General features: G+C 41.8%; 22 protein-coding genes. 6 read left to right on the forward strand and 16 right to left on the reverse strand.

What is annotated here, in order from left to right; genetic code table 11:
* Nucleotides 1-36 precede the first annotated feature (36 nt).
* The 6 genes from zupT to AC1TO6_RS10105 all read right to left on the reverse strand — a co-directional run bounded on the left by zupT (nucleotide 37) and on the right by AC1TO6_RS10105 (nucleotide 6488).
* Entirely contained in the window at nucleotides 37-846 is an 810-nt protein-coding gene (gene zupT, locus AC1TO6_RS10080) for a zinc transporter ZupT (protein WP_482101481.1), read from the reverse strand.
* A gap of 802 nt (nucleotides 847-1648) precedes the next feature.
* Complete coding sequence (locus tag AC1TO6_RS10085) at nucleotides 1649-2623, reverse strand: siderophore ABC transporter substrate-binding protein (RefSeq protein ID WP_482101482.1); 975 nt, start codon at nucleotides 2621-2623, stop codon at nucleotides 1649-1651.
* 87 nt (nucleotides 2624-2710) lie between these two features.
* Nucleotides 2711-3472, reverse strand: a complete 762-nt coding sequence (locus tag AC1TO6_RS10090; protein WP_482101483.1) for an iron ABC transporter ATP-binding protein — start codon at nucleotides 3470-3472, stop codon at nucleotides 2711-2713.
* Complete coding sequence (locus AC1TO6_RS10095) at nucleotides 3469-4419, reverse strand: iron chelate uptake ABC transporter family permease subunit (protein WP_482101484.1); 951 nt, start codon at nucleotides 4417-4419, stop codon at nucleotides 3469-3471. Before AC1TO6_RS10095 ends, AC1TO6_RS10090 begins: the two co-directional genes overlap by 4 nt.
* Nucleotides 4412-5362, reverse strand: a complete 951-nt coding sequence (locus AC1TO6_RS10100) for an ABC transporter permease (RefSeq protein ID WP_482101485.1) — start codon at nucleotides 5360-5362, stop codon at nucleotides 4412-4414. Before AC1TO6_RS10100 ends, AC1TO6_RS10095 begins: the two co-directional genes overlap by 8 nt.
* A gap of 247 nt (nucleotides 5363-5609) precedes the next feature.
* Nucleotides 5610-6488, reverse strand: coding sequence for a DUF6612 family protein (locus AC1TO6_RS10105; RefSeq protein WP_482101486.1), 879 nt, complete (start codon nucleotides 6486-6488; stop codon nucleotides 5610-5612).
* Nucleotides 6489-6709: 221 nt separating this feature from the next.
* On the opposite strand from AC1TO6_RS10105, the gene AC1TO6_RS10110 reads away from it, so the two are divergent.
* Nucleotides 6710-8428, forward strand: coding sequence for an ABC transporter ATP-binding protein (locus tag AC1TO6_RS10110; RefSeq protein ID WP_482101487.1), 1719 nt, complete (start codon nucleotides 6710-6712; stop codon nucleotides 8426-8428).
* A gap of 99 nt (nucleotides 8429-8527) precedes the next feature.
* Here the strand turns inward: AC1TO6_RS10110 and hflX are convergent, their stop codons facing one another.
* The 4 genes from hflX to AC1TO6_RS10130 form a co-directional block, all read right to left on the reverse strand.
* A complete protein-coding gene (gene hflX / locus AC1TO6_RS10115) occupies nucleotides 8528-9799 on the reverse strand; it encodes a GTPase HflX (protein WP_482101488.1) in 1272 nt (423 codons plus the stop codon).
* Between the two features lie 298 nt (nucleotides 9800-10097).
* Nucleotides 10098-11582, reverse strand: a complete 1485-nt coding sequence (gene putP / locus AC1TO6_RS10120; protein WP_482101489.1) for a sodium/proline symporter PutP — start codon at nucleotides 11580-11582, stop codon at nucleotides 10098-10100.
* A 402-nt stretch (nucleotides 11583-11984) separates the two neighbouring features.
* Entirely contained in the window at nucleotides 11985-13625 is a 1641-nt protein-coding gene (locus tag AC1TO6_RS10125) for an AMP-binding protein (RefSeq protein ID WP_482101490.1), read from the reverse strand.
* A gap of 151 nt (nucleotides 13626-13776) precedes the next feature.
* Nucleotides 13777-15336, reverse strand: a complete 1560-nt coding sequence (locus AC1TO6_RS10130; RefSeq protein ID WP_482101491.1) for an FMN-binding glutamate synthase family protein — start codon at nucleotides 15334-15336, stop codon at nucleotides 13777-13779.
* An 89-nt stretch (nucleotides 15337-15425) separates the two neighbouring features.
* On the opposite strand from AC1TO6_RS10130, the gene nfsA reads away from it, so the two are divergent.
* The 3 genes from nfsA to AC1TO6_RS10145 all read left to right on the forward strand — a co-directional run bounded on the left by nfsA (nucleotide 15426) and on the right by AC1TO6_RS10145 (nucleotide 17781).
* Nucleotides 15426-16157 carry an oxygen-insensitive NADPH nitroreductase gene (gene nfsA, locus AC1TO6_RS10135; protein WP_482101492.1) on the forward strand — a complete coding sequence of 244 codons (732 nt, stop codon included), beginning with the start codon at nucleotides 15426-15428 and terminating at the stop codon, nucleotides 16155-16157.
* 11 nt (nucleotides 16158-16168) lie between these two features.
* Nucleotides 16169-17335: a class I SAM-dependent methyltransferase gene (locus AC1TO6_RS10140; RefSeq protein ID WP_482101493.1), complete on the forward strand. Its 1167-nt coding sequence runs from the start codon at nucleotides 16169-16171 to the stop codon at nucleotides 17333-17335.
* A gap of 113 nt (nucleotides 17336-17448) precedes the next feature.
* A complete protein-coding gene (locus AC1TO6_RS10145) occupies nucleotides 17449-17781 on the forward strand; it encodes a nucleoside triphosphate pyrophosphohydrolase (RefSeq protein ID WP_482101767.1) in 333 nt (110 codons plus the stop codon).
* 36 nt (nucleotides 17782-17817) lie between these two features.
* Here the strand turns inward: AC1TO6_RS10145 and AC1TO6_RS10150 are convergent, their stop codons facing one another.
* The 6 genes from AC1TO6_RS10150 to AC1TO6_RS10175 all read right to left on the reverse strand — a co-directional run bounded on the left by AC1TO6_RS10150 (nucleotide 17818) and on the right by AC1TO6_RS10175 (nucleotide 24541).
* Nucleotides 17818-18483 carry a Dph6-related ATP pyrophosphatase gene (locus tag AC1TO6_RS10150; protein ID WP_482101494.1) on the reverse strand — a complete coding sequence of 222 codons (666 nt, stop codon included), beginning with the start codon at nucleotides 18481-18483 and terminating at the stop codon, nucleotides 17818-17820.
* A 220-nt stretch (nucleotides 18484-18703) separates the two neighbouring features.
* On the reverse strand, nucleotides 18704-20086 hold the full coding sequence (gene fumC / locus AC1TO6_RS10155) for a class II fumarate hydratase (RefSeq protein ID WP_482101495.1): 1383 nt from the start codon (nucleotides 20084-20086) through the stop codon (nucleotides 18704-18706).
* Nucleotides 20087-20213: 127 nt separating this feature from the next.
* Nucleotides 20214-21500, reverse strand: coding sequence for an ABC transporter permease (locus AC1TO6_RS10160; protein ID WP_482101496.1), 1287 nt, complete (start codon nucleotides 21498-21500; stop codon nucleotides 20214-20216).
* On the reverse strand, nucleotides 21490-22188 hold the full coding sequence (locus AC1TO6_RS10165) for an ABC transporter ATP-binding protein (RefSeq protein ID WP_482101497.1): 699 nt from the start codon (nucleotides 22186-22188) through the stop codon (nucleotides 21490-21492). The genes AC1TO6_RS10160 and AC1TO6_RS10165 overlap by 11 nt, the downstream gene beginning before the upstream one ends.
* A 238-nt stretch (nucleotides 22189-22426) precedes the next feature.
* Entirely contained in the window at nucleotides 22427-23989 is a 1563-nt protein-coding gene (locus tag AC1TO6_RS10170) for a flotillin family protein (protein WP_482101498.1), read from the reverse strand.
* 18 nt (nucleotides 23990-24007) lie between these two features.
* Nucleotides 24008-24541 carry an NfeD family membrane protein gene (locus AC1TO6_RS10175; RefSeq protein WP_482101499.1) on the reverse strand — a complete coding sequence of 178 codons (534 nt, stop codon included), beginning with the start codon at nucleotides 24539-24541 and terminating at the stop codon, nucleotides 24008-24010.
* 408 nt (nucleotides 24542-24949) lie between these two features.
* Between AC1TO6_RS10175 and AC1TO6_RS10180 the strand changes: the two genes are divergently transcribed.
* Both AC1TO6_RS10180 and AC1TO6_RS10185 read left to right on the forward strand, forming a co-directional pair.
* Nucleotides 24950-25570 carry a DUF47 domain-containing protein gene (locus tag AC1TO6_RS10180; protein ID WP_482101500.1) on the forward strand — a complete coding sequence of 207 codons (621 nt, stop codon included), beginning with the start codon at nucleotides 24950-24952 and terminating at the stop codon, nucleotides 25568-25570.
* 14 nt (nucleotides 25571-25584) lie between these two features.
* Nucleotides 25585-26583, forward strand: coding sequence for an inorganic phosphate transporter (locus tag AC1TO6_RS10185; protein ID WP_482101501.1), 999 nt, complete (start codon nucleotides 25585-25587; stop codon nucleotides 26581-26583).
* The last annotated feature ends 86 nt before the right edge of the window (nucleotides 26584-26669 follow it).

Below are 26669 nucleotides of genomic sequence, written 5' to 3' on the forward strand. Positions count from 1 at the left end.
CATTATACCCCGTACAACAAAGTGACACAATGTTTTTTAAATCACTAGAACAAGACTTACTGCCATTACTGCCATTCCTGCCATAAAGCCATAAACCGATAAATGCGCTTCGCCATATTCTCTCGCTGCCGGTAGCAGTTCATCGATAGAGATGAATACCATAATCCCTGCAACCGCGGCAAAAATGACGCCAAACATTACACCGTTTAAATAAGGCATTAAAATTAGAAATGCTACTATAGCACCAAGAGGTTCAGCTAATCCCGACAAAAAGGATAATTTGAATGCTTGTTTCCGATTACCCGTCGCGAAATAAATGGGGATAGCAACCGCAATACCTTCGGGAATGTTGTGAATTGCAACCGCGATGGCAATCGCAATACCGAGCGTTGGATCCTGCAATGCAGATGTGAACGTCGCAATACCTTCAGGAAAGTTATGAATTGCAATGGCTAGTGCCGTGAACATACCCATTTTCTTCAGTTTGGCATATTCATCATTCGTTGGACCCACATTAACATCCTCAACACTCTTCACTTCATGCGGATTCCCAATTGCAGGAATGAGACGATCAATTAAGGCGATAAGTAGCATTCCCCCGAAAAAACCGGCGATAGTTGCCCAATAGCCATTGGTTAGTCCAAGATCTAATACAAGTGCGTCTTTTGCTTTTACAAATATCTCAACAAGTGAAACGTAAATCATAACACCTGCAGAAAAACCGAGTGCTATTGAGAGAAACTTCGTATTTGTTCTTTTCGTAAAAAATGCAAGTAAACTTCCAATCCCAGTTGCTAGCCCTGCAAATAGTGTTAGGGCGAATGCAAATACTACAGTTCCGTCCATTTGCACATCTTCTTTCTATTTCTAAGTTAAAACTAGTGTATGCTATAAGTTTCCCTTACGCAACATTATAATGAGTCTTATTAAATATATATGCTGAAATAAAGAGTTCCATTGAATTACTGCTGCGTTAGTGGACGCTTCTTGACGTAGGAGAGGTCACTGAAAAAGTCCGATCGTTGATTTCCGTTCCGAGCGGACGCTTTCCGCGGGCACGGCCTCAGCCTCCTCGTCACTGCGTTCCTGCGGGGTCTTCAGCCGGGGAAGAGTGAACTTCTTTCTCTTCCTAGCTGTTCCCGCTGGAGTCGCCGCTCTTCACTACAATCAACTAGTTCTTATTTATAATACAGAACTCTTTCAGTGGCCCGCGATAAGCCAGATAGGAGACTAGGGAGGGATTGGGGATGAGATCTGCTACCTCTATTGCTTCCTACTTTGAATTAAATTAGTATCAAATAGTAATCACATTATAATTTCAGCGTTTACATCTCAAAACTACATTTCTCTTGATAATGTACACTCCAGCGAAGGCGCGGCAAAGGGGTAGCCGAAGCCCTAAGACTGGATGCGAAGCGCTTATCCAGGCTTAGGGCCAGAGGCATCCCCAAAGCGCCAAGCGATCTACAATACACACTCCGAATCACAACTCTCTTAATAATGAAAACCTCGGCGTAGTAAAAGAATACCTTTATTCCAACCTAAATTCTATAGAAAGGGTAGTGTTTTTTATTTACACTTATAATTGAACACTTCTAGACAAAAAAGAGCCAGCACACTTTTTAGTGTGCTGGCTCTTTTGCTATTATTACAATACTTCTTCGACTTCTTTAACCATTTCTTTCACAGACTGAAGTCCGCCTCCAGATAGGTACCAATAGTTCGGATCTAAGTAGATGATTTTACCGTCTTGATAAGCATTTGTTTTCTTAACAAGGTCGTTTTCAATCGAATCTTTTGCACTTGAATCTCCGCCAACCGCAGCGTCACGGTCTATAACAAAGAGAATGTCCGGGTTTGTTTCAAGGATATATTCGAATGTGATACTTTGACCATGTGTCGAAACTTCAAGTTTTTCATCAGCTGCTTTAAAGCCAAATACGTCATGAATAATACCAAAACGTGAACTCAGTCCATAAGCACTTACTTTTCCTTCATTTCCAAGAATGATCAATGATTTTGCATCACTCTTGCTTGCTTCTCCATTAATTGCTGCAATTCTTTCATCAATGTCCGCAAGTTCTGCTTTCATTTCATCTTCCTTACCAAAGAGCTCTGCAACCATTTCCATGTTGGTTTTGAATGACTCCATATAGTTTGCTGTATCTACACCTACAAAGACTGTTGGAGCAATTTCACTCAATTCCTCATACATAGCAGATTGACGCCCTGAGATGAAAATCACATCTGGCTGCATCGCATGGATTGCTTCAAAATCAGGCTCTTTAAGACCTCCAACGTTCGTATACTTTGAATCCTCGTATTGAGACAAGTATGAAGGAACGTTCATTTGTGGGACACCTGCAACTTCAACGCCAAGCTCGTCAAGCGTGTCTAGCATACCAAAATCGAATACGACAACTTTTTTAGGGTTTTTTTCGATTGTAGTTTCACCAAGATCGTGCGTAATTACCATTGATTCTGCTGTTTCGGCTTCTTCAACATTTGGTTCTGCTTTGTCTCCAGTTGCTTTATCGTCCGCTGCATCATCATCATTCGTTCCGCAAGCTACAAGTAAAGCCATTACTGCGAAAATCATCATTGTCATTAGTAGTTTCTTCATCAAAAACCATCCTTTTAGTTTTATTGTAAGTTTAATCTTCTTCAGTCAGATTGACGCCTAAATTCCGAATGCATTTCGCTCTTCCAATTAAGAATCGAAGTACACACATATTCGGCAATTAGCCATTTGTTTAATTGGAATATCCATATCGTAAATATCTTTTAACGAATCGGAAGTGATAATTTCATCGGTCGGACCATCTTTGACAACGCGTCCCTCTTTTAACGCAACGATGCGATCAGAGTAAACGGATGCAAAGTTAATGTCGTGCAGCACGATGACGACTGTTTTACCAAGATCGTCTACTAGTCTTCTCAATATCTTCATAATCTGAACGGAATGCTTCATATCTAGACTATTGAGCGGTTCGTCCAGCAAGATATAATCCGTATCCTGGGCGATAACCATCGCAATAAATGCGCGCTGACGTTGTCCACCTGATAATTCGTCCAGATAATCGTGTTGCATGCTCATTAAATCCATATAATCCATTGCTTGCTCGACAAGCCGTAAGTCTTCTGCAGTTAGTTTGCCCCTGGAATGTGGGAAACGGCCGAACGATACTAGTTCACGGATTGTCAAACGAACGTTCATGAAATTAGATTGCTTTAATATGGAAACTCTTTTTGAAAACTCATTTGAATTCATCTGTTTAACATTATCTTTATCAACGAGTACTTCACCCGTATCTGCATCAAGCAGACGGCTAACCATTGAAAGGAGCGTTGATTTACCCGCACCATTTGGACCGATGAAAGATGTGATCTTTCCGCGATGAATATTCACATTCACCTTTTCAACGACCGCTTTTTTACCATAAAACTTTGACAGTTCACGGACCTGGATCATGTAGATCGACTCTCCTTTAATAGTAAGTAGATGAAGTAAACGCCACCGATGAAGTTAATAATCACACTGAGTGTCGTAGAGAAAGTGAAGACTCTTTCGACAACCCATTGTCCACCTACAAGGGCGATGATACTCATAATAGAAGCACCAGCGATTAAAACCGTGTGCTTATATGATTTAAAAAACTGATAAGACAAATTCGCGACAATCAGACCGAAGAATGTAATCGGTCCGACAAGTGCAGTAGAAACCGCGATTAGTACAGCGGACAATACAAGCATCGTTTTGACGACTTTGTCATAAGATACGCCTAAGTTAATGGCGGTATCCCTTCCAAGCGAGAGCACGTCGAGTTCGTTAATATACCTCCAGCCAATTAGTAAGCTGATAGCAACAATCCCAAGTGCCCACCAAACGAGGTCTCCGCTGACGTTATTGAAACTTGCAAACATCATATCCTGTACGAGCATGAATTCATTCGGATCAATGAGCACTTGCAGAAACGTCGAAATGCTTCCAAAAAATGTTCCGACAATGATTCCGACAAGCAACAGAAAGTAAATTGGCTGTTTGCCTCCTCGGAATAAAAAGCGGTAGAGGAGAAGCGCGAATACAACCATTGCAGAAACAGATAATATGAAATTCACATGTGTATTGACAATGGCCATATGCCCTGAACCAAGGAAGAAAATAATGGCGGTCTGTAACAATAAGTATAGTGAGTCCAGCCCCATAATGCTCGGTGTCAAAATGCGGTTATGTGTGATTGTCTGAAAAATGACAGTTGAATACGCTATGGCGACGCCCGTAATGGCCATCGCCATTACTTTGATGCCACGGCGTGGTAATGCATAGTCAAAACTTCCGTTTAATCCTTGAAAAAGATACAAAGCACAGGAGATAACAGCCAGTACGCCAAGAATGATGAGTTTCGTCGAGTTACGCATAGGCCTTCCTCCTAAACAATAAGTATAGGAAGATTCCGCTGCCGATAACGCCGACCATCAAACTAATTGAAATCTCATAAGGATAGATAAGCACTCTGCCTAAAATATCACAGAGGAGCAAGAATATTGCACCGAGCAGTGCCGTGTGTGGCAATGTCTTCTGTAAATGGTCACCTTTATAGATTGATACAATATTCGGAATGATTAATCCTAGAAATGGAATCATTCCGACTGTTAAAACGACCGTAGTCGTAATCAGTGCAACTAAAATGAGGCCGATATTGACAATCTTCCTATAAGCAAGCCCGAGGTTTTTCGAGAAATCCTCACCCATTCCTGCAACCGTAAATCGGTTTGCATACAGATAAGTAATGATTAGCACGGGTATGCTTATGTATAGAAGTTCATAACGTCCTTTCATAATCATCGAAAAATCACCTTGTAACCATGCCGACATATTCTGAATAACGTTCGCTTTATAAGCAAAAAACGTCGTAATCGATGACAAAATATTACCGAACATAAGCCCGACGAGTGGTATGAAAATCGCATCCTTGAATTTAATTCGGTCAAGGATTTGCATAAACAGTAGCGTGCCGGCAAGCGCGAATACAAATGCGACAATCATCTTTTCAATCGTGGATGCGTTTGTGAATAACAGCATAGAGACAAGAATCCCAAGCCGTGTTGCATCCAAAGTTCCCGCTGTCGTCGGAGAAACAAATTTATTCCGGCTCAACTGTTGCATAATGAGGCCCGCGATACTCATACCTGCTCCTGCTAGGAGAATGGCAACTAGTCGCGGCAAACGGCTGATCAAGAAAATTTCTGTTGCTTCCGAATCAAAATCTAGCAGAGCCATTGGCGTGATACGACTCACTCCTACGAATAACGATAGGAATGAAAGAATGATAAGTGCGATGAATAAGTAACGTATCTTCATGGGAAGCCTCGATATCAATTATTTGCAGCCAATTGAGAATTCATTAATGAAAACCATTATCAATTGGCTACAAATTCAATTATAACATGTCAGAAATAAGTGTCAACGATTAACTGAAAATCATTATCAATTAGATTTGAAGTACTAAATCATAGAACGGTTTGAGCCCTAGATTTCAATCCACATTCTACATTTCTAGTAATAAAAAGAGGGCGCCAGATTGAATATCTGGCGCCCTCTATCTATCTCACTGACCCATTGTTTCATTGATGTCGACTGCGTTATCAATTACCTCTTTTGGAACTTTAATGTTATCAATTTCATTTATTTTACTAATGTCTGCCTTTACTTTTTGGTCAATCTGCATTTCTTCGCCTTCAATTTTCATTATCATATCCATATTCATATTGAACGCGTTTGTGTAGAAGGTTTTTTTATCGATGAATATTTCATATTCTAGTACTTTCACATCCATATTTTCCAATACTTCCGCCTGTTGTTCATCCACTTCCAAACCAGCAGGTAAATTTTCAGTTGCTACTTTCTTAAACAACTCACTGAATTTATCACCTGATGCAGAAAGTTTAAGGATATACTCATCGTCCGTCTGCTCAAATTTAAATTCATCTACAAAATCTTTAAATATATTCATATCAAGTGTCGGGTCTGCCCCACCAGCCATTTGACCAACCATTTCCTCGTACATATCATCCGGGAACTTGATCCACCCCTCTGCTTCAGGGTTACTCATGAAGAAACCATCTTCTGCCATGTACATTTTCATGTCCATCTTACCTTGCTCTCCCATATCCACGTTCATATTCAGATACATAGTCAGAGGCTCAATGACCATATCCATGTCCATTTTAATTTTGCTGTCCATTTCCAACTCTTGACTTGGCATCTTTACGAGCTGACCAATTTCCATTTTTGCATGCATACTCTTTTGTTCATCCGAAACTTCCATTGCTTTTTCATATACTTCTTGTGCTGTCATTTCACTTTTGTTTTGAAGTTCTCCTTTCTTTCCTGTCTCTGGATCGGTTTTCGGTTCTGCTGTTGTACTACATGCTCCAAGACCGAGGATTAGAACACCAGTCGCTATACCCTTTATCCACTTTTTCATATCCTTCGCTTCCTTCCATTTCCAGATTTCTTTTACATATACTCATACGACCCGATTCGCAAAGAGTTTCATGATTCGGTGAAATTGAATCATAGTACTCATGCTTCACCATAAATAAATAGAACTACATGCCTTTTATTTCGGTTTCTGAAATTAAAAATCGTTTTTTGTCTTCATCTCCGCTATACTTGCAATTATCAGACAAAAGGGGATTGCATAAAATGATTAAACAATTCTTTTCATACTATAAACCGCACAGGCGGCTTTTCGTTATCGACTTTTCAAGCGCTATTTTTGTAGCGCTGCTTGACCTTGCCTTCCCGGTAGCGGTCAAATGGTTCATTGATGATTTGCTGCCTAAAGGTAATTGGGGGCAGATCATAACAATCAGCATTATTCTACTGCTCATTTATTTACTAAGTACATTCCTACAATATATCGTTAGTTATCTAGGTCACAAACTTGGCATTAATATTGAAACGGATATGCGCCAACAATTGTTCAACCATGTACAGAAACAATCATTCCGTTTCTTCGATAATACCAAAACGGGTCACATTATGAGCCGCATCACCAATGACCTGTTTGACATTGGTGAACTCGCCCACCATGGCCCTGAAGATATTTTCATCGCCATCATGACGCTTATTGGTGCTTTCGCAATTATGTATAGCATTAATCCGGAACTTGCCATAATCGCAATAATTATGGTGCCTTTCCTAATCATTGTCGTGACATTCTGTAATATTAAAATGAATGCTGCATGGCAAAATATGTATGGTAAAATCGCAGATGTCAATGCACGTGTTGAAGATTCCGTATCAGGTTCACGCGTTGTCAAATCATTCACGAACGAGGATTTTGAGATTGCTCGTTTCAGAATAGACAATGGCAATTTTAGAACAGCTAAGTTAGTCGCTTATAAAGTGATGGCATGGACCCATTCCAGTATGTTCATGATGACCCGACTCATTACACTCATCGTACTAGTTGTCGGAGCATGGTTCACATTCAATGACAAATTGTCATACGGCGAGCTCGTAAGTTTTGTCCTTTTCGTTAATGTTCTTATCAAACCTGTCGACAAAATCAGTGCTCTCCTGGAACTGTATCCGAAAGGAATGGCGGGATTCCGTAGGTTCCGTGAATTAATCGACCAGGAACCTGAAATTAGAGATCGCCCAGGAGCGGTAGCTGTCACGCATTTAAATGGTGATATCCTCTTTGATGATGTACATTTCAATTATGACGACAATAAAGCGGTACTCCATGGGATTGACTTGAATATCCGCACAGGTCAAACAGTCGCTTTCGTCGGTCCGTCCGGTGCTGGAAAAACAACGATTTGTTCACTTATTCCACGTTTCTACGATGTCACAGAAGGCTCAATTGCTATCGACGGCATTGATATCCGCAATATGACGCAGCATTCCTTGCGCTCGCAGATTGGCATCGTACAGCAGGACGTCTTTTTGTTCACCGGTACCATTAAAGAGAATATCAGCTACGGTAAATTGGATGCGACAGTTGAAGAAGTAATTGAAGCAGCAAAAAAAGCGCATTTAGAAGACTTCATTGCTGCGCTTCCCCATGGTTACGAAACACAGATTGGGGAACGAGGTTTGAAACTGTCAGGTGGGCAGAAACAGCGTCTTGCCATCGCTCGCATGTTCTTAAAAAACCCGCCAATTCTTATTTTGGATGAAGCAACATCAGCTCTCGATACAGAGACAGAACGAATTATCCAACAGTCGCTCGCTGAACTTGCTGAAAACCGTACAACCCTTGTCATCGCTCATAGACTGGCCACAATTCGTGATGCCGACCGCGTTATCGTTGTTACTGAAAACGGAATCGAGGAGGACGGGAAGTACCATGAACTTGTGAAGAAAGGTGGGATTTTCGCCCGCCTGCATAATAATCAATTTCAAGAGGTTTAATGATTGTAAAAGCGGGCATACTACAATTATCCCACCCCCTTTCTCTTAGATAGAAGGAACAGCACCGCCTGACTTCCCCAAGTCAGGCGGTGCTGTTTTTTAATGGCTAACTATAAATTGCTCAACTTTTGAACGCTCTGATATATCCATTTCCACTGTCATAAGCGTTCCTTCCTCTTCGTACTCCGTATTTTTCACATTTGCATTGTCATTCAAGTAGGAAACGATATCACCACGGTCAAATGGAATGAGCAACTTACACGTGATGTATTGCTCAAAAATCTTCTTCGTAATCAGTTTAATGAGTTCATCCAACCCTTTTCCTTCTTTAGCAGAAATCCAGGCACTATTGTCACTTACTGCTGGATATGGAATTCCAGCCAGATCCGATTTATTGTAAATATTAAGTGTTGGTACATTTTCTACTCCTACCGCTTGCAAGGTATCATTTGTTACTTCCATCATATAATCGTGTTCCGAATTCGATACATCCACAACATGTAAGAGTAAGTCTGCATCACGTGCTTCTTCTAACGTTGAGCGGAAAGCCTTTACAAGGTGATGAGGCAGTTTTGAAACAAAACCAACCGTATCCGTTAAGATGAATTCTTTATTATCCTCTAGTTTCACTTTGCGGATAGATGTATCAAGTGTTGCAAAAAGCATATCCTTTTCAAATACTTGTTTCGCATTGTCAACGTCCATTTTCAGCAGTAATTGATTCATAATTGTTGACTTGCCCGCATTCGTATAACCAACAATCGAAACTACAGGGATACCACTCTTTTTACGCTGTTTCCGCTGTGTTTCCCGCTGATCCTTCACATGATCTAGGTCGCGGCCAAGTTTAGCAATCTGGTCTTCAATTTTCCGGCGATCGAGTTCAAGTTTTGTTTCTCCGGCACCTTTGTTCTGGACACCACCGCCGGTCCCTCCACCTTGTCTACCTAAGGATGCACGTAGTCCAACAAGTCGGGGAAGCATGTATTGTAGCTGAGCAAGTTCTACTTGCATCCGTGACTCACTCGTTCTTGCACGTCTTACGAAAATATCAAGAATGAGCATAGTTCGGTCAATTACTTTACAATCAAGTTCCCGTTCCAGATTACGAATTTGGGAAGGAGACAGTTCATCGTTAAAGATAACAAGATTGGCATCCAACTCTTCGTAAAAACTTTTAATCTCTTCTATTTTGCCTTTCCCGACATACGTAGACGGGTTTCTTTTTTCCATATTTTGCGTGACTTCCCCGACAACCTCGACTTCAATTGCACTGGCAAGATTCCTCAGTTCTTCCATACCATATTCAAAGTGATCGTCCTTTTGTTCATGGACCCCTACAATTACTGCGCGTTCTATTAATTCTTCCATGGAATTACCCCTTCCGAACAACTTTTAAGTATATTCAGTTTAACATATTCGGTGAAACACTGGTCTCCGAACAAAATGCAGTATCAATCCGTCAATATAAGTTAGTTTGCCCAAAGGCTACATCTGTCAACCTTTCCTCACCGAAAACTTGAACTACAAATTTCAGCTCAACATTCTCTAAGACGATATAATTCGCATTGCCAACTTTTTGTGTCAATAAAATCATAGCAATACACCTCTATCCATATCTAAAAAAATGCAATTGAAAAGTCTGCAGTAATAACTGCAGACTTTCAAATTACTTGCCTTCATTTAGTATTTTAACTGTTTCTGCAAACTCCTTGTCAATCTCTGCATTCGGTTTGTATGTGATATTACTAACCACAACCGCGACTATTAGACAGAGGAAGAAACCAGGAATGATTTCATAAAGCGTGTCCGATAAAGAATCAATGTTCCCCCAGACCATAACTGTTACGGCACCGACAATCATTCCCCATAGCGCTCCTTTAGTTGTAAGTTTGCGCCAGAATAGTGATAGAAGAATAACTGGTCCGAATGAAGCTCCAAATCCAGCCCACGCAAATGACACGATACTTAAAATGGATTCATTGTTCGGCCATGCAAGTACCATCGCAATTACGGAAACGATAAGAACAGCCATTCTACCTAAAAACACATAATGCTTATCCGTTGCATCTTTCTTCATAAACGTTTTGTATAAGTCTTCGACAAGTGCTGAAGAAGAAACAATTAGTTGTGAAGAAATTGTACTCATTACAGCTGCGAGGACAGCCGCGAGCATTATTCCTGCGATGAACGGATGGAAGATAATTTGCCCTAGGACAATAAATACAGTTTCGTTATCTACCAATGTAGCATCCGTATTTTGTTGAAAATATGCAATCCCTATTAGTGCTGTTGCTACTGCACCAAACAGGCTCAAGAACATCCATCCAATTCCGATTCGACGTGCTTTTTTCGCTTCTTTGTGCGAATTTAGAGCCATAAAACGGACGATAATATGTGGTTGACCGAAATAACCGAGCCCCCACGCAACCGCTGACACTATACCGAGGAATGATGCACCCGATACGAAGTTCAGCAATTGAGGATCAACAGTACGGATACTTGCAGCAGTTTCTGTAAGTCCTCCTGTTATGAATATGCCAACAATCGGTACAAGAAGGAGGGCAAGGAACATAATGATACCTTGAACAACATCCGTGTAACTGACCGCCAAAAATCCTCCGAATAATGTATAGAAGATAACGACACCAGAAACAATTAACAAACCTACATGATAATCTAACCCGAATGAGCTTAAGAAGAACTTTCCACCTGCAACCATTCCTGAAGAGACATAGAATGTGAAGAAAACTAGAATGATTACACCGGAAGCTATGCGCAAGAGTCTTGATTTATCTTTCAGGCGACTTTCCAAGAAACTCGGAATGGTAATAGAGTCACTTGATACTTGTGTATACACACGAAGACGTGGTGCAACGAACACCCAGTTTAAGTATGCTCCAATTGTCAATCCTATGGCAATCCAAGCTTCAACCAATCCATTAAGATAGATTGCTCCAGGTAGCCCCATCAGCAACCAACCCGACATGTCAGCCGCTCCAGCGCTCAGCGCAGTAACAGCTGGACCAAGTGCTCGTCCACCAAGCATGTAGTCTGTCAGATTTGAAGTGCGTTTGAATGCATACCATCCGATGAAAACCATGGCTGCCATGTATATAATAATTGCAATTAACTGAAAACCATTATCTGACATAGCGAATTCCTCCATTTCATAATAGATAATCTTCATTATATCATCTAAATATTGAATGGAAATCAGTATTATTGATACTTTCCAATAACTCTTGAAGTAAATATTGGCAAGGAACGATATGATTAGTTTATTCCTGCTACATTTCCCGGGAAATATTGTTAGTTCGACAAGATAGATTGCAATTGACATACGAACATTTGCTGATGGCGACAAAAGATACGGCGTTCGAACACAAAAAATGGGTGGCTAACTCATTGTGGCAAGCGTTGTGAAAAACGATAATATTGTCGAAACAGATGCAAATGTTGTTCCTTTCACACTATCCCCTCTGCTCAAGCTGAACTTTTGGCTATTTAGAATGGTTTGTAATACGCGTATCCCACAATATCGTATGGAATACGCTTACGATATTGTGGACGATTTCTCAAAAGACATTTCACGCAGTTTGAACTTCTGTATTTTTCCGGATGCAGTCATCGGATACTCTTCCGTAAACTCAATATACTTCGGAATTTTGTGATGAGAAATGTTTCCTTTGCAGAAAGTGCGTACTGCCTCTTCATCGATTTTCACTCCTGGCTTCAGAATAATCCACGCCATCAGTTCCTCGCCATACTTTGCATCCGGTACGCCTACGACTTGTACGTCAGCGATGTCAGGATGTGTATATAGGAACTCCTCTACTTCTTTTGGATAGATATTTTCACCACCACGAATAACCATGTCTTTGATGCGCCCTGTAATATCAATATATCCTTCCGTGTCCATTACAGCGATGTCTCCAGTATGGAGCCATCCTTCTGCATCAATGACTTCTTTTGTCGCCTCTGGGTTATTATAATACCCTTTCATGACATTATATCCGCGCGTGCAAAGTTCCCCGGGTTCCCCAACAGGCATCTCATCACCCGTGATGGAATCAATGATTTTGACTTCTACACTTGGATGCGGCATACCGACTGTCGAAACCCTTTTACTGATTGGATCATCTGTCTTTGTCTGAGTTATGACAGGAGATGCTTCCGTCAGGCCGTAACAAATCGTAATCTCACTCGCACCCATATCTTCAATAACTCGTTTCATAACTTCAATTGGACATACGGAGCCTGCCATTATTCCGGTACGAAGCGTAGATGTATCATACTTTTTAAAATCAGGATGATTTAGCTCAGCAATGAACATCGTAGGTACCCCATGAAGTGCTGTACATCTTTCTTCCTGCACCGCCTGAAGTACGCGTAGAGGATCAAATTGTTCAAGCAAAATCATCGCGGAACCGTGCGTGACAGCTGCAAGCGTACCCAGTACACAACCGAAGCAATGAAAAAATGGTACTGGAATACAGACCCGGTCCTGCTCAGTCAGTTTCATATTATCACCGATTAATTTACCGTTATTGACGACATTTCTATGCGTCAGCATAACTCCCTTCGGTTGGCCGGTCGTGCCGGATGTATATTGAATATTGATGACATCATCAGGATTTAGCGAATGGAACTGCTTATCCAGCTGTTCATCAGATACACCTTCCGCATACGATAAAAATTCAGACCATTTATACATACCCGCTTCTTCTCGCTCCGTCATCAAAATGATTCGTTTAAAATGAGGAAGTTTTTCGCTTGCTATAGAACCTTTTTCACCTATTAACAGCTCCGGACAAACTCTCTTGAGGATGTCTATGTAACTCGTCCCCTTAAAGCTTTCATCCAGAATAAGTGTAGTTGCATCAGATTGTTTTAATAAATACTCCAACTCTGAAGCTTGGTAATTCGTATTCACCGTGACAAGAACTGCCCCCATTTTACCTGTTGCAAACTGGCTGAGCAGCCACTCCCGTTTATTATCCGACCAGATGGCAACGTTTTCCCCTTTTCCGATGCCCATGCCCATGAACGCTTTCGCAAGTATATCTGTTTCCTCGTCAAATTCTGTATATGTTTTACGAATCCCATATTCCGGATAGACATACGCTTCCTGCGCAGGATAAAGCCGTGCCTGCTCTCTTACCATTTCCCCCACTGTTTTGTGCAACAACGTCATATCCATTCCCCTTTTCTCATTGATTCATATACTTATATATTATCACAATATTCTAAAGGTTGGAAAATTAACGTGAAACTGTTTTCGGATTAATCATCCAAAAGTGAAGAATACCGTTCTACCCTTTGTAGGCAGAACGGTATTCTTCATTTCATTCAACCGGATAAACACGTCCTCGGTCATCCTTGTAAACTATATGATGCCTTGTGAGTTTCGTCGGAGAATCCAGTCCCGCAGCTGCGGAGATTCGGAAAAGTCCCTCTCGCATTGTCAAAATATAATTTGTAACACGGAACTTCTTCTCCTCAACGACGAGACCTTGTTGTAGCTTCTTATCCGTTGTCGCTACACCCGTTGGACAATCATTCGTATGGCAACGGTGCGCCATAATGCAACCGACGGAAATCATAAAACCTCGTGCAATTTGAACTAAGTCTGCCCCCATTGCCAACACAATTGCTGCCCGGTCCGGTGTCGTTATTTTACCCGAGGCAATGATTTTTACTTGGTCACGCACTTCAAATTTCCTAAGCGCATCGTCTAGAAGAATAATCGAAGAACGTAACGGCAACCCAACGCTATCTGCAAGATCTTGGTAGGTAGCTCCAGAGCCACCTTCTCCACCATCCAGCGATATAAAATCAGGACCCTTACCAGTTTCATGCATGAACGCTGCTAATTCTTCCGCGTCTTCTTTACCACCAATGACGATTTTAATACCAACCGGTTTACCGGAATGCTGGCGAATTTGATCAATGAATTCAAATAGTGTTGGATAATCATCAAACTGGTGAAAACGATTCGGACTGTTAATGGAAACATAAGGAACAACATTGCGGATTGCCGCAATTTCTTCCGTTACCTTGGATCCTTCTACATGCCCTCCACGCATCTTTGCACCTTGTGCAAGCTTAATCTCAAATGCTTTCACTTGAGGAATATCCGCTTTTTCACGGACCCTTTCAAAACTGAATTCTCCTTCTTCCGTCCTGAAACCGAAAAGACCAGAACCGATTTGAGCAATGATATCAGCACCTCCCGCCAGATGATGCGAGGAAAGACCTCCCTCACCGGTATTCATCCATGCGCCTTTAGCCAGGCCAATCCCTTTTGACAAAGCAGTGATGGCATTTTCTCCGAGTGCTCCGTAACTCATTCCTGATTGACCAAGCATACTGCGTACATGGAACGGCTGCTCACAGTTCGGTCCGATTACGATCGCGTCCTCTTCCGGCAACAGCCATGGCAATGTCGGGATTTCTTCACGATGCTCTTTCCGGGAAAACAAATGATCTTCATCCATAACGTAACGCATCGTATCTACAAGGTCCTCATTATCCACGCGCATCTCCTCATTCTGCATTGTAAACATTGCGTTTCGTATATAATAACCAGATTCCTCAAAATCCCGCTTCGATCCAAAGCCGATAACACTGTTCAAATATTTCCCCGGCAGCACCATGCGCAAATATTCCTCACGGTTAAATGGTTCGCCATCGTTATCGTCGTCAAAAAGATATTGTCTAAGTTCAGGCCCAGTTTTTTCGAGCACATAACGCATCCGCCCTAAAATCGGGAAATTCCGAAGAATAGCATGTTGTTTTTGCCTTTTGTCATAAAAGAAAAGAAAGATGGCAATCGTGATTGGTATGATAACTAGAAATAGGACTAATAAAGTCGTCGTCAACGAAATACTCTCCATCCAATTCATTTCTACACCCCTTTTCAAGCTTTAAAGGTAGTTTACCACTATCTAAGTCTGTTAATCTTAATTCATTAAACACATTTTGGAGGGATTCAATGGTTATCAAATTATTAACAGCACACTCATCCGTAAGAAAGTATAAAGACATCCCCTTAACAAAAGAAGAAGTGCATGAGCTCATTCATGCAGGTCAACACGCGGCCACCTCACACTTTGTACAAGCTTATTCCGTTATTTATGTCACGGACGTTGAAAAACGGCAGAAACTTGCTGAACTCGCAAAAAATCCGCAGCAGATTTTATCCGCGGGAGCTGTCCTTGTTTTTTGTGCAGACTATTGTAGATTGAAAAAGGCGGCACAATTAGTCGGGAAGGATATTGACTTTTCCTCAGCTGAAAATGTACTTGTCAGTTCAATCGATGTAGCTTTGTTCGCACAAAATGTTGCAATTGCGGCTGAATCGAAAGGATATGGCATCTGCTATATCGGTGGCGTGCGTAATGCACCCGAAGAAATCAGCAACTTGCTGGCACTTCCAGTAGGCGTTGCACCAATGTTCGCTATGACAATCGGAGTTCCCGATGAAGCAAATGAAGTAAAACCCCGCTTGCCCGTAGATGCAATCATTCATGAAAACGGATATGATGCTGAAAAATACAACGAAATCATCCCGGAATACGATGAAATAATGAACGAGTATTATTTAAATCGCGGCTCAAATCGCAAAGACGCAGCCTGGTCCGACTCTATGGCTGACTTCCTTGGAGCGCCTCGCCGAACTTATATGAAAGACTTTTTAAAGAAACAGGGATTCGAGTTTAACTAGGAGTGATGAATTTGCAATTCGAGGAATTACTGGACGAACTGGCACGCCGCATGACAGATGGCGCTTTCATTGGTGCTACAATCAGCCAGCCACGCACGAAAACGGATGATTTGAAGCGAGTGAAAGTGAAGCCTGTTGAAATAAAAGGCCAACTGCATATTCAATTCGAGTATCAGTATGAACGTGTGTTAAATCATGAAAACATTACACCTGATGGATTACTTCCTTATTTACAACAGCTACTTGAGCGTTTTAGACAAGTGCATGCTGAGTTTTCCAACGAAAAAATCCATGTCCAGTTGACGAAGAAATTTAAAGTTATGTGGAAATCAGAGAAAACGACATCCGAAAAAGTGATTGACTTAACACATAACCGTAAGAAAAATTATTTGCTCGATGAAAATACTGCCTATCCATTTCTAGTCCGACTGGGAGTCCAGACACCCGATGGTAAAGTGAAAAAGCAGAAGCACGACAAATTCAGGCAGATTAACCGATTCGTTGAGTTCATTGATGATTCCCTTGCTCACTTGCCAAAAGACCGTACTATCCGCATCCTCGATTTTGGTTCAGGTAAATCCTATTTGACGTTTGCTCTCTATCATTATTTGCGCATTGAAAAGGGACTGGATATTAAAGTAACTGGTCTTGACTTAAAAAAAGAAGTGATTGAGGAATGCAGTTTGATAGCCAAAGATCTTGGTTACGAGAATCTTGAATTTCTTGTAGGTGATATCAATGACTACAATGAAGAAACGTCCGTCGACATGGTGGTTACACTTCATGCATGCGACGTTGCAACAGATATGGCGCTCGCACGCGCGGTGAAATGGGGCGCGAAAGTCATCTTGAGCGTCCCTTGCTGCCAGCATGAACTATTCTCGCAGGTCAATTCCCCCGCGCTCGACGTCATGCTTCAGCACGGACTTATCAAAGAACGGTTCTCTGCGCTTGCTACCGATTCGATTCGTGCGGAGCTCTTATCACTCGTTGGTTACGAAGCACAGCTTCTTGAGTTTATCGACATGGAGCATACACCAAAGAATATCTTAATACGTGCATACCAGACCGGACGTAAGGCTACTGCTGATGAAGTAACTCGGTACACTGCGTTCAAGACTCTGTTGAATGCAGATCCATTTTTAGAGAAGGAACTAGGAGATTTATTGAATATATGACTAAAAACCGTCCACGTTCGCTCCAAGCGAGTGTGGATGGTTTTTTCAATTCGGAGGATTACGTGGTATCATTTAGAATAATTAGTTATGTGATTGAAAAGGAGATGATACATATGCCGATATACAACAAGCTCGTGCGCGATAGGATTCCTGAAATTATCGAAATGTCTGGTAAAACGTGCACTACACGCCTATTGACTGAAGACGAGTACATAATCGAAATCAATAAAAAAATGTATGAGGAAATTGATGAATACGATGCTACTGAAACGACAGATGACGCCATTGAAGAACTCGCTGATTTATTGGAACTTATCCATGCAGCATTAGGACATTACGGTGCATCATTTGAAGATTTAGAAAGGGTCAGAGTCGAAAAAGCTGAGAAACGCGGTGGTTTTGACGAGCAAATTTTTCTGGTAGATGTTGAAGATGGCGGAATGTGAGGTTTCCAAAAAGATATCGCTCTATTCCGTTGCCACTCACTTCTTTTCTTCCAACGCTACATCTAAAAATACATACCCATCCCGTTCGTGCTTTCCAGAAAATACAACAGGTACTCTTTCACTGAATATCGGACCATTTACGGTAACAGTATGAAATTCGCCCGATTCTCCACACGAATCGATGTCTATCGCTTCCAGTTCGTCCATCAGTTCCATAGTAAATTTACGGCCAATGAAATGTGCCGGCATCATTTTTGTATTGACAACAACAATATATGCTTCGAATCCTGCCTCTATGAACTCTTCCAGAATGTTGCGTCGCGGCTCCATCCAAAGGGGATGTACCGCTTCCATGCCGACTTTCTCACATGTCTGTCGTACCCATGTCAAATGATCTTCGAGATCGATATCACCGAATACGCCGTGATTAATACCCGCTTCAACACACTCCTTCATCGCATCCAAGAATTGCCCTTCATAACTTGTCCAATTTGCACCACGAATCATTAATGGCACGCCAAGTCTTTCCGCCTGGGCTTCCACAACTTCAAAAGACAACGCATGTGATTTTGACCGTTCTTCATCCTCTTCAAACATCGTCCACAACCGGTTCGGAATGCCGCCCGCTTTCATTGCGCGGTAATAAGCCATGGCAGAATCTTTCCCGCCGCTCCATGATGCTACAAATGATACATCTTTCATCTTGTCCACTCCCCTGTCTGTAAAATCAGTACTATAGCAGCTTCAAAACTGCCCTTTTTGATTTCTAAATCTTCATTTCAAAAATTTATAGAATGATTAATAAATAATTGTTAGAGGCACAAACCTTGCTTTCATCACCATAACCATTTTCCCGTTTTCATCAAAAAAGGGTCCGCCAGTCAAGATGCCGACTGATGGAACCTCCTTTTGTGTTTTCATTTTATCTGCCAATCATTTTCGACGGAACGACATACTCGTCAAACTGTTCTTCTGTCAGCAAGCCTGATTTAAGTGCCGCCTCTTTCAGCGTTGTTCCTTCGGCATGTGCAGTTTTCGCGATTTTTGCTGCATTTTCGTAACCGATATAAGGATTAAGTGCCGTTACGAGCATGAGTGAGTTTTGAACTTTACGATCAATCTCTTCACGATTCGGTTCAATACCAATTGCACAATTATCGTTGAAACTGATCATCGCATCACTCAACAACGTCACCGATTGAAGGAAGTTGAAGATGATAACCGGTTTGAAGACGTTCAGTTCAAAGTTCCCTTGGCTCGCCGCAAAGCCAATTGTTGTATCATTCCCCATGACTTGTGCAACAACCATCGTCAATGCTTCACTTTGCGTCGGATTCACTTTTCCTGGCATGATAGAACTGCCGGGTTCATTTTCGGGAATTGTTATTTCTCCGATGCCTGAACGCGGTCCACTCGCCAACCAACGTACGTCATTGGCAATTTTCATCAAGTCCGCCGCAAGCGCTTTGATGGCACCATGAACGTAAACAATTTCGTCATAGCTCGTGAGTGAATGAAATTTGTTTATCGCAGACGTAAACTCAATGCCCACCGCTGTGCTAATTTCAGCAGCAACACGGTCGCCGAATCCAGCAGGTGCGTTGAGTCCTGTTCCAACAGCTGTTCCGCCAATCGCAAGTTCTTTCATCGACTCGACGCTGCCAGTAATCATTTGTTCCGTTTTCTCGAGCATACGGTGCCAGCCGCTAATCTCTTGGCCTAGCGTTAAAGGCGTCGCGTCTTGTAAATGCGTACGACCAATTTTAATGATATCCATGAATTCTTCTGATTTCTTGCCAAGTGTTTCTTTTAATACCTTAATTGCCGGAACAAGTTGCTGTTGTACAGCTATGACGCCTGCAACATGCAACGCTGTCGGGAATGTGTCATTCGAACTTTGTGACTTGTTCACATCGTCGTTCGGATGAAGGCGTTCTTCCTCGCCCCACTCCTCAAGAAGTTGATTGCCGCGATGTGCCAGTACTTCGTTCATGTTCATGTTTGATTGCGTACCGCTACCTGTTTGCCAAACGACAAGTGGAAAATGGTCGTCCAACTTTCCGGATATCACTTCATCCGCCGCTGCAGAAATCGCCTTCATTTTCGCTTCTGATAGAGCACCATGTGCATGGCTCGCGATGGCTGCTGACTTTTTCAAGTGAGCAAATGCATGTATAACACCAATCGGCATTTTTTCTCCGCCAATTTTAAAGTTTTGTTTACTACGTTGTGTTTGTGCACCCCATAACTTGTCCGATGGTACTTCAATTTCACCGAACGTGTCATGCTCAATACGATAATCCATTATCCATCCCTCTTTCAATTGTAAGTATTCCCATTATCGCATGATTGGCACTATTATTTCATGTACCTCGTCTTGGAAGAACGCTTTTTAAATGAAATACCTGTTTTCCAGCAACGCATTCTAGCAATTACAGTTCCTGTCTCAACGCATTAATAACATCAATTTTTGTTGCTTTACGTGCCGGACGCCATCCTGAAATCATGGCAACAGCAATACTGATCGTGGAAGCAATGACTACAAGCTGCCATGGAATAATGGAGAACGTGACGGTCATTCCACCAAAGTCCTCTTCGCCAAGTGCTGCTGTGACGATAATTGGTAAGATATAATTCGATACAATACTCACTCCATACGAAATGACGACAGCAAGCACCGTTCCCAATATGCCAATCCATGCGCTTTCCATCAAGAACAATCGTTGGATTAATTTCGGATCTGCCCCGATTGCCTTCATAACACCAATTTCCCGCGTCCGCTCTGTCACGGCCATTGTCATCGTGTTGAAAATACCGATGGATGCAATCAAAATCGCGATTGTCCCGACGAATACGAGCCCCGCTTTCAACGCCAGGAAAAAGACGTCAAGCTGATCGAGTTCCTCCGATATGGAATAGACGCTGTATCCATCCTCTTTCAATGCAGTAGAAAGTGCTTTGACGTTTTCTATTTTATCCGCATAGATGTTTACTTCACCATAAAATAAGGAATCTACCTCGGCATCCTCATCCACAGGTGTCTCTACATGCGAATAATAGATTTTTTCTAACTCTGGAATGATCGTAGCATCCACATATATTTTTTGATCCTGAACCCAATCTTTTGCAGGATTTTTTCCGATACCTACTATTGTAAGTGGTATTTGCTCTTCAATTATTCCCCCTTCATTATCGCCAATTTGATAAATGAACTGTTCACCAATCAATTTACCGTCGTAGGTTTTATTTTCGCCCTCTCCATTTTCAACTGGTTGTTTCAATAAGGCTTCTGCAAAATCGCTTCCCACGACGACTTCGTTCGATTTTTCCGGTAAACGTCCATTCTGAAGTTCAAAATTTGCTTTCTTCTCTTCTATAAAGTCCGTTATAGTAAGCGAATTATTCCCTGTGAATTCACCTATTGACGTCTGCTGTTCTGCACCTAAACTTTGGCGGAATACAACTGCATTTACATGCTCCCTTTTCTTTAACTCAGCAACTTTCTCTTCATTCATCTCACTTGAGTACACCTCAATTTGCGTCACAATTCGGTTCGACAGAATTTCTTCGCGTATTGTATCGTGTAATCCGAACCCAACTGACGCAAGCACAATCAGAAATGCTGTACCCATTGTTGCTGCAAGCACGGTCATAAAGACACGCATTCTATTTTTCTTTATATGTCGCCTCACGAAACTAATTTGGTCTTTAAATTGCATGCTGTTCACTACCTTCCGTTAATACCCCGTCGTGCATTCTGTACACACGGTTCGCCGTTTGAGCCACTTCATCATCGTGTGTGATGATGACAAATGTGATGCCCCGTGTTTTATTGAGCGACTGGATTAGCAAAAGGACATCCTGCTCTGTTTCCGAATCAAGACTACCTGTTGGTTCATCGGCAAAAATAATTGGCGGATCGGTGATAAGCGCACGTGCGATACCGACGCGTTGCTGCTGCCCCCCGGATAATTCATTCGGATAATGATCTTGCACCTCAGCCAAACCAACGATTTGCATAAGGTCTTGCACTTTCTGCTGCCGCTCGCTTTTACTGATGCCTTTCAATGTCAGCGGTAGTTCAATGTTTTCAAACGCTGTTAAGCCAGGCATGAGCTGGAAGTTTTGAAAAACGAATCCGAAATGATCCAGTCTGAATTTTGCACTTTCCGCTTCGCTAAATGAAGACGTCTGTACGCCCTGCACGTGAATTTCTCCACTTTCAGGCGTCAGGAATCCTGCCATTATGTGAAGAAGCGTTGATTTGCCCGAACCACTTTTTCCGACAATCGATACGATTTCACCATCTGCTATGTCAAATTTCAGTCCTCTAAGCACAGGCACCTGCCTCTCCTTACCTTTCTTGCCAATTTTGAATGAATGGTTTAAATTTATTACACTAATCATGCAATCGCCTCCAAGTTTCTTTACTCCCTTCATTATAAGGAGAGATTCTTAAGGCTTTGTAAGGATGGATATGAAGAATTTCTTAAGATGTTCGTAGGATTTGGTTGGTTGGGGCACTTATATGAATGGTAAGTAGCCTTATATGGTCGATCGACCTCATCTACATGCGGAGATGGCCCCCGCTCCATAAAAAAAGAGTCCAAATCGCATAATTGCGCTTGGACCCTCTCCTATGAAATTATTCAGTTTTGTCGGCTGCTACTTGTTTTTCTGCAATCTGTTGTTGTATCGGCGGCTTCGTAATTGCTACTTTCACTTCATTTGTCAATTGGTCAATACTTGGGCGAATAGTGCCTTTGCCCGAATAATTCTCGAGCATTTCCTTAACGTCGATGCCTGATGAAGCTTTCAATGACTCCTGCAATGTCGCCATGAGGTTCGTGGCGTAAGACGTAACCTTGTTTGCTCCGCCGCCTTCACCACTACCCGTGTCAACGACTGTGATTTTATCGATATTCGCAAGCGGGCTTGCAATTTGTTTCGCGTATTCCGGGAGCATGTTAACAATCATATCAAGCATGGCAGCTTGACCGTATTGTTCAAATGCTTCAGCAATTTTACGTTTCGCTTCTGCTTCCGCAAGACCTTTCAAACGGATAATATCTGCTTCTGATTCACCTTGTGCACGTTGGGAATCCGCTTTTGCTTGCCCATCGAGGCGGACTTTTTCTGCATCGGCAGACGCTCGCGCTTCAATGCGATACTTCTCGGCATCGGCTTCAGTAATTTGTTTAGACTTTTCAGCTTCTGCATTTTGCTCGATTGCGTAGCGGTCAGCGTCAGCTTTTTTCTTTACTTCGGAATCGTATTGCTTTTCACGACGCAGAATCTCTTTCTCTTCAAGTTCAATTTGCTTTTGACGTTCAATGATTTGAACTTGCATTTCTTGTTCCATAACTTCCTGTTTAGAAACGGCCGTTTGAAGTTCGTATGCTTGGTCGGCACGTGCTTTTGCAACGTCCTGTTCGCGTCGGTATTCAGCAACTTTCAATTGATTCTCTTTTTCGGCTTCCGCAATTTCAGTCGCACGCTCGATTTCCGCTTTTTGTGCTTCTTTGGATGCTTCTGCATTTTTAATACGCGTTTCTTTTTCTGCTTCAACCATTGCAATATCTGCATCACGTTTTACTTGTGCGATACGCGGTTTTCCGAGAGAATCGAGGTAGCCGTTCTTATCACGTACATCTTTTATTGTGAATGAAACGATGATGAGTCCCATTTTCGCAAGGTCCTGTGACGCAACACGCTGTACTTCTTGTGAGAACTTATCACGATTTTTGTAAATTTCCTCTACTGTCATGGAACCTAGAATCGAACGCAGATGACCTTCGAGCACTTCTTTCGCTTCGTTTTCACGGTCTGCTTTCGATTTTCCTAAAAATTGCTCCGCGGCTGTTGCAATTTCTGCTATTGAGCCGCCGATTTTAATAATGGCTGTTCCGTCCGCCATAACTGGAACACCTTGTTCTGTGTATACTTCCGGCGTTGTCACTTCAAGTTTACTAGATAAAAGACTAAGCGGTGCTGCTTGCTGGAATACCGGTAACAGGAACGTTCCGCCTCCGCGTATAATTTTAATACGATTGCCTGAATCGTCTGTATGTACATTTTTAGTTCCCAGGTAACTTCCTGTCACGATAAGTGCTTCGTCCGGCCCCACTGTACGGTACTTTGTAACGTAAACGAGAATAACTGCCAATAATACAAATGCGACTACTCCAAGTGCTATCCAAATCTCCATCTGTTTTTCCCCCTTTTTTTATTTGAAGCGGAAGGGTTCATACTCCTTGACGATGAATGTCCCATCTCTCACTTCGATGATTAAAACTTCTTTCTCGTATTCAATTGCTGTGTTCTCGTACCCTGCCGCTCTCTTTGAAATTACGCCATTTACCGATTCGATGACAATCTCGCCGAATCCGTCAACCGGAATAGGGACAATTACTTTCCCAACCCGTCCCATCAACGACTCATCTGTGTAAGAAAGGGATACTTCCGCTGACCTTAATGGAAGAAGAATGAATAAGTACAATAAAAAATCGAGTACAAAAGCAGTAACAAGTGCAATTACTAAAATGACTCCACTGCCCCAAGATGTAACAAGCTCCAAAATATAACCACTAGCCGCTACAAACGTAATGAATGCAAGTATGACTGCTGGATCTAGTAGTGGACTTACTTCACCAATCCCTTCAGCCATATCACTAAATAGGATGTATAACAATGTCGCAAGACCGGCGATAATTAGTGTAATTAAATATACTTGCACAATTGGCATTCCAAACAGTTCCATTTCAGCACCTCCGCCTTCACCTTTTTTGCCTCACCTATGTATACGTCCAACAACCCCATAAGTTTCAATTCACTGAAAATTTTTCAATTCATTCCGAATCTATTAACTTACATTTTCATACAATGTGAATTGCCTCTGTTCCACTTTTTATTTAAACGCCGCAACAAGATTGTTAATTTCATCACATACATCTTACGTTAGCTTTAATATAAATAGGGTACTTAATTGAGTATATTAAGTCACCTCCCACTTATGAGGAATTCAACCATTTCTAGTACCACTTTTCCTTTTCTAATGGTTTTGAAAATTTTATAGGTGTCTCAATTTGTTTTTGCTATGATATGCTTTATTAAGACTTTGTAAAGAGCATACAAAAAATTTAATTCCGGAAACGGACGGAGGCATACAATGTTTAGTCAACGTAAACCTGATCCATTTTTCACAGCACTACTAATGATTGCTGAAAATGTACAAGAAGCAGCTCATTACGCCAACGACTTTAAGGTAGGTACAGCCGTTGACTTGAAAGAAGTAAGCATTAAGCTTAAAAATTATGAAACTGCGGGTGACTCGCTTATCCATAATCTCATTGCAAAGCTTAATAAATCATTCATTACACCAATTGAAAGGGAAGACATTATGCAGTTGTCTATTAAAATGGACGATGTTCTTGATGGCATCGAACATTTCGTAGCCCATCTAGAAATGTTTTCACTTACTGAAATTGATGAGTATATGCAGAAATTCATGGAGTACATCGTGAAAAGTACAGATGAAATAGTGAAAGCAATGAAGCTACTCGCAAAGAAAAAGCTTGAGGCCATGCACGATCACGCTATCCTCATTAAAGAATACGAGCGGGTTTGTGATGAAATTTTCCGTACATCCATCAAACAACTTTTCATTAACGAAAAAGATCCCATTCGAATTATTCAATTCAAAGATATTTATGAACAACTTGAAGATATCGCGGATTATTGCCAGGATGTCGCCAACACAATCGATACAATCATTATGCGCAACGCATAAGGGGGAGCCGCTAAATGAATACTATTCTTCTCCTCACCATTTTAGTTGTCATTTTCGCACTCGTTTTTGATTTCATCAACGGCTTTCACGATACGGCAAACTCAATCGCGACATCCGTTTCGACACGTGCCCTAAAGCCACGAACTGCTATTATGATGGCAGCTATCATGAACTTCATTGGAGCGCTCGCATTCACAGGCGTTGCGAAAACAATTTCCAAAGACATCGTCGATCCTTTCGCTCTCGAAAATGGACCACTCGTTATCTTGGCAGCACTGACGTCAGCAATTATTTGGAATCTCGTTACATGGTATTTCGGAATCCCGTCCAGTTCATCCCATGCCTTAATCGGGTCAATTGCTGGTGCAGCTATTTCAGCGGAAGGTTTCGGTATTTTAAACTACGGTGGTTTCTTAAAAATATTACAAGCGCTTCTTGTTTCACCATTCATCGCACTTGCGGTCGGCTTCCTTATAATGTCACTATTCAAACTAACAATGAAAAACAGGAATTTATTTGGAACGAATAAACGAATCCGTTATATACAAATTGCTACAGCAGCACTTCAATCCTTTACACACGGAACGAATGATGCACAAAAAGCCATGGGGATTATTACAATGGCGCTTATCGCTGCAGAAATGCAATCGTCGGAAGACATTCAGCTATGGGTTCGAATTGCTGCCGCAACTGCGATGGGTCTAGGAACATCAATTGGCGGTTATAAAATCATAAAAACAGTCGGCGGAAAAATAATGAAAATTCGTCCAGTGAACGGAATAGCGGCAGATTTATCATCTGCTGCAATTATTTTCGGCGCTACACTAATCCACTTACCCGTCAGTACAACACACGTAATTTCATCTGCAATCATGGGTGTAGGCTCGGCCCAGCGTGTGAAAGGTGTCAATTGGGGTATGGCTCAAAAGATCATTGTCACATGGGTTATTACATTGCCGATTTCAGCTTTAATCGCAGCAATTATCTATCGAATTTTCAAGTTGTTTTTTTAACTCAAACATTTCCCTTGCATTATCCAGATGGGCCTGTTATGATAAAGAAGAATTATTTTTGTTCGGCATGATGGTCTCGAAATAAA

The sequence above is a fragment of the Sporosarcina sp. Y352 genome, assembly GCF_056786535.1.

Coding starts and splice junctions, on each gene's coding strand:
- fumC (WP_482101495.1), bottom strand. CDS start 20,086: ATGGATTATCGTATTGAGCATGACACGTTCGGTGAAATTGAAGTACCA.
- AC1TO6_RS10170 (WP_482101498.1), bottom strand. CDS start 23,989: ATGGAGATTTGGATAGCACTTGGAGTAGTCGCATTTGTATTATTGGCA.
- putP (WP_482101489.1), bottom strand. CDS start 11,582: ATGTCAGATAATGGTTTTCAGTTAATTGCAATTATTATATACATGGCA.
- AC1TO6_RS10130 (WP_482101491.1), bottom strand. CDS start 15,336: ATGAATTGGATGGAGAGTATTTCGTTGACGACGACTTTATTAGTCCTA.
- AC1TO6_RS10095 (WP_482101484.1), bottom strand. CDS start 4,419: ATGCGTAACTCGACGAAACTCATCATTCTTGGCGTACTGGCTGTTATC.
- nfsA (WP_482101492.1), top strand. CDS start 15,426: ATGGTTATCAAATTATTAACAGCACACTCATCCGTAAGAAAGTATAAA.
- AC1TO6_RS10150 (WP_482101494.1), bottom strand. CDS start 18,483: ATGAAAGATGTATCATTTGTAGCATCATGGAGCGGCGGGAAAGATTCT.
- AC1TO6_RS10090 (WP_482101483.1), bottom strand. CDS start 3,472: ATGATCCAGGTCCGTGAACTGTCAAAGTTTTATGGTAAAAAAGCGGTC.
- hflX (WP_482101488.1), bottom strand. CDS start 9,799: ATGGAAGAATTAATAGAACGCGCAGTAATTGTAGGGGTCCATGAACAA.
- AC1TO6_RS10165 (WP_482101497.1), bottom strand. CDS start 22,188: ATGATTAGTGTAATAAATTTAAACCATTCATTCAAAATTGGCAAGAAA.
- AC1TO6_RS10145 (WP_482101767.1), top strand. CDS start 17,449: ATGCCGATATACAACAAGCTCGTGCGCGATAGGATTCCTGAAATTATC.
- AC1TO6_RS10100 (WP_482101485.1), bottom strand. CDS start 5,362: ATGAAGATACGTTACTTATTCATCGCACTTATCATTCTTTCATTCCTA.
- AC1TO6_RS10180 (WP_482101500.1), top strand. CDS start 24,950: ATGTTTAGTCAACGTAAACCTGATCCATTTTTCACAGCACTACTAATG.
- AC1TO6_RS10185 (WP_482101501.1), top strand. CDS start 25,585: ATGAATACTATTCTTCTCCTCACCATTTTAGTTGTCATTTTCGCACTC.
- AC1TO6_RS10160 (WP_482101496.1), bottom strand. CDS start 21,500: ATGCAATTTAAAGACCAAATTAGTTTCGTGAGGCGACATATAAAGAAA.
- AC1TO6_RS10125 (WP_482101490.1), bottom strand. CDS start 13,625: ATGACGTTGTTGCACAAAACAGTGGGGGAAATGGTAAGAGAGCAGGCA.
- AC1TO6_RS10105 (WP_482101486.1), bottom strand. CDS start 6,488: ATGAAAAAGTGGATAAAGGGTATAGCGACTGGTGTTCTAATCCTCGGT.
- AC1TO6_RS10175 (WP_482101499.1), bottom strand. CDS start 24,541: ATGGAACTGTTTGGAATGCCAATTGTGCAAGTATATTTAATTACACTA.
- AC1TO6_RS10085 (WP_482101482.1), bottom strand. CDS start 2,623: ATGAAGAAACTACTAATGACAATGATGATTTTCGCAGTAATGGCTTTA.
- AC1TO6_RS10110 (WP_482101487.1), top strand. CDS start 6,710: ATGATTAAACAATTCTTTTCATACTATAAACCGCACAGGCGGCTTTTC.
- zupT (WP_482101481.1), bottom strand. CDS start 846: ATGGACGGAACTGTAGTATTTGCATTCGCCCTAACACTATTTGCAGGG.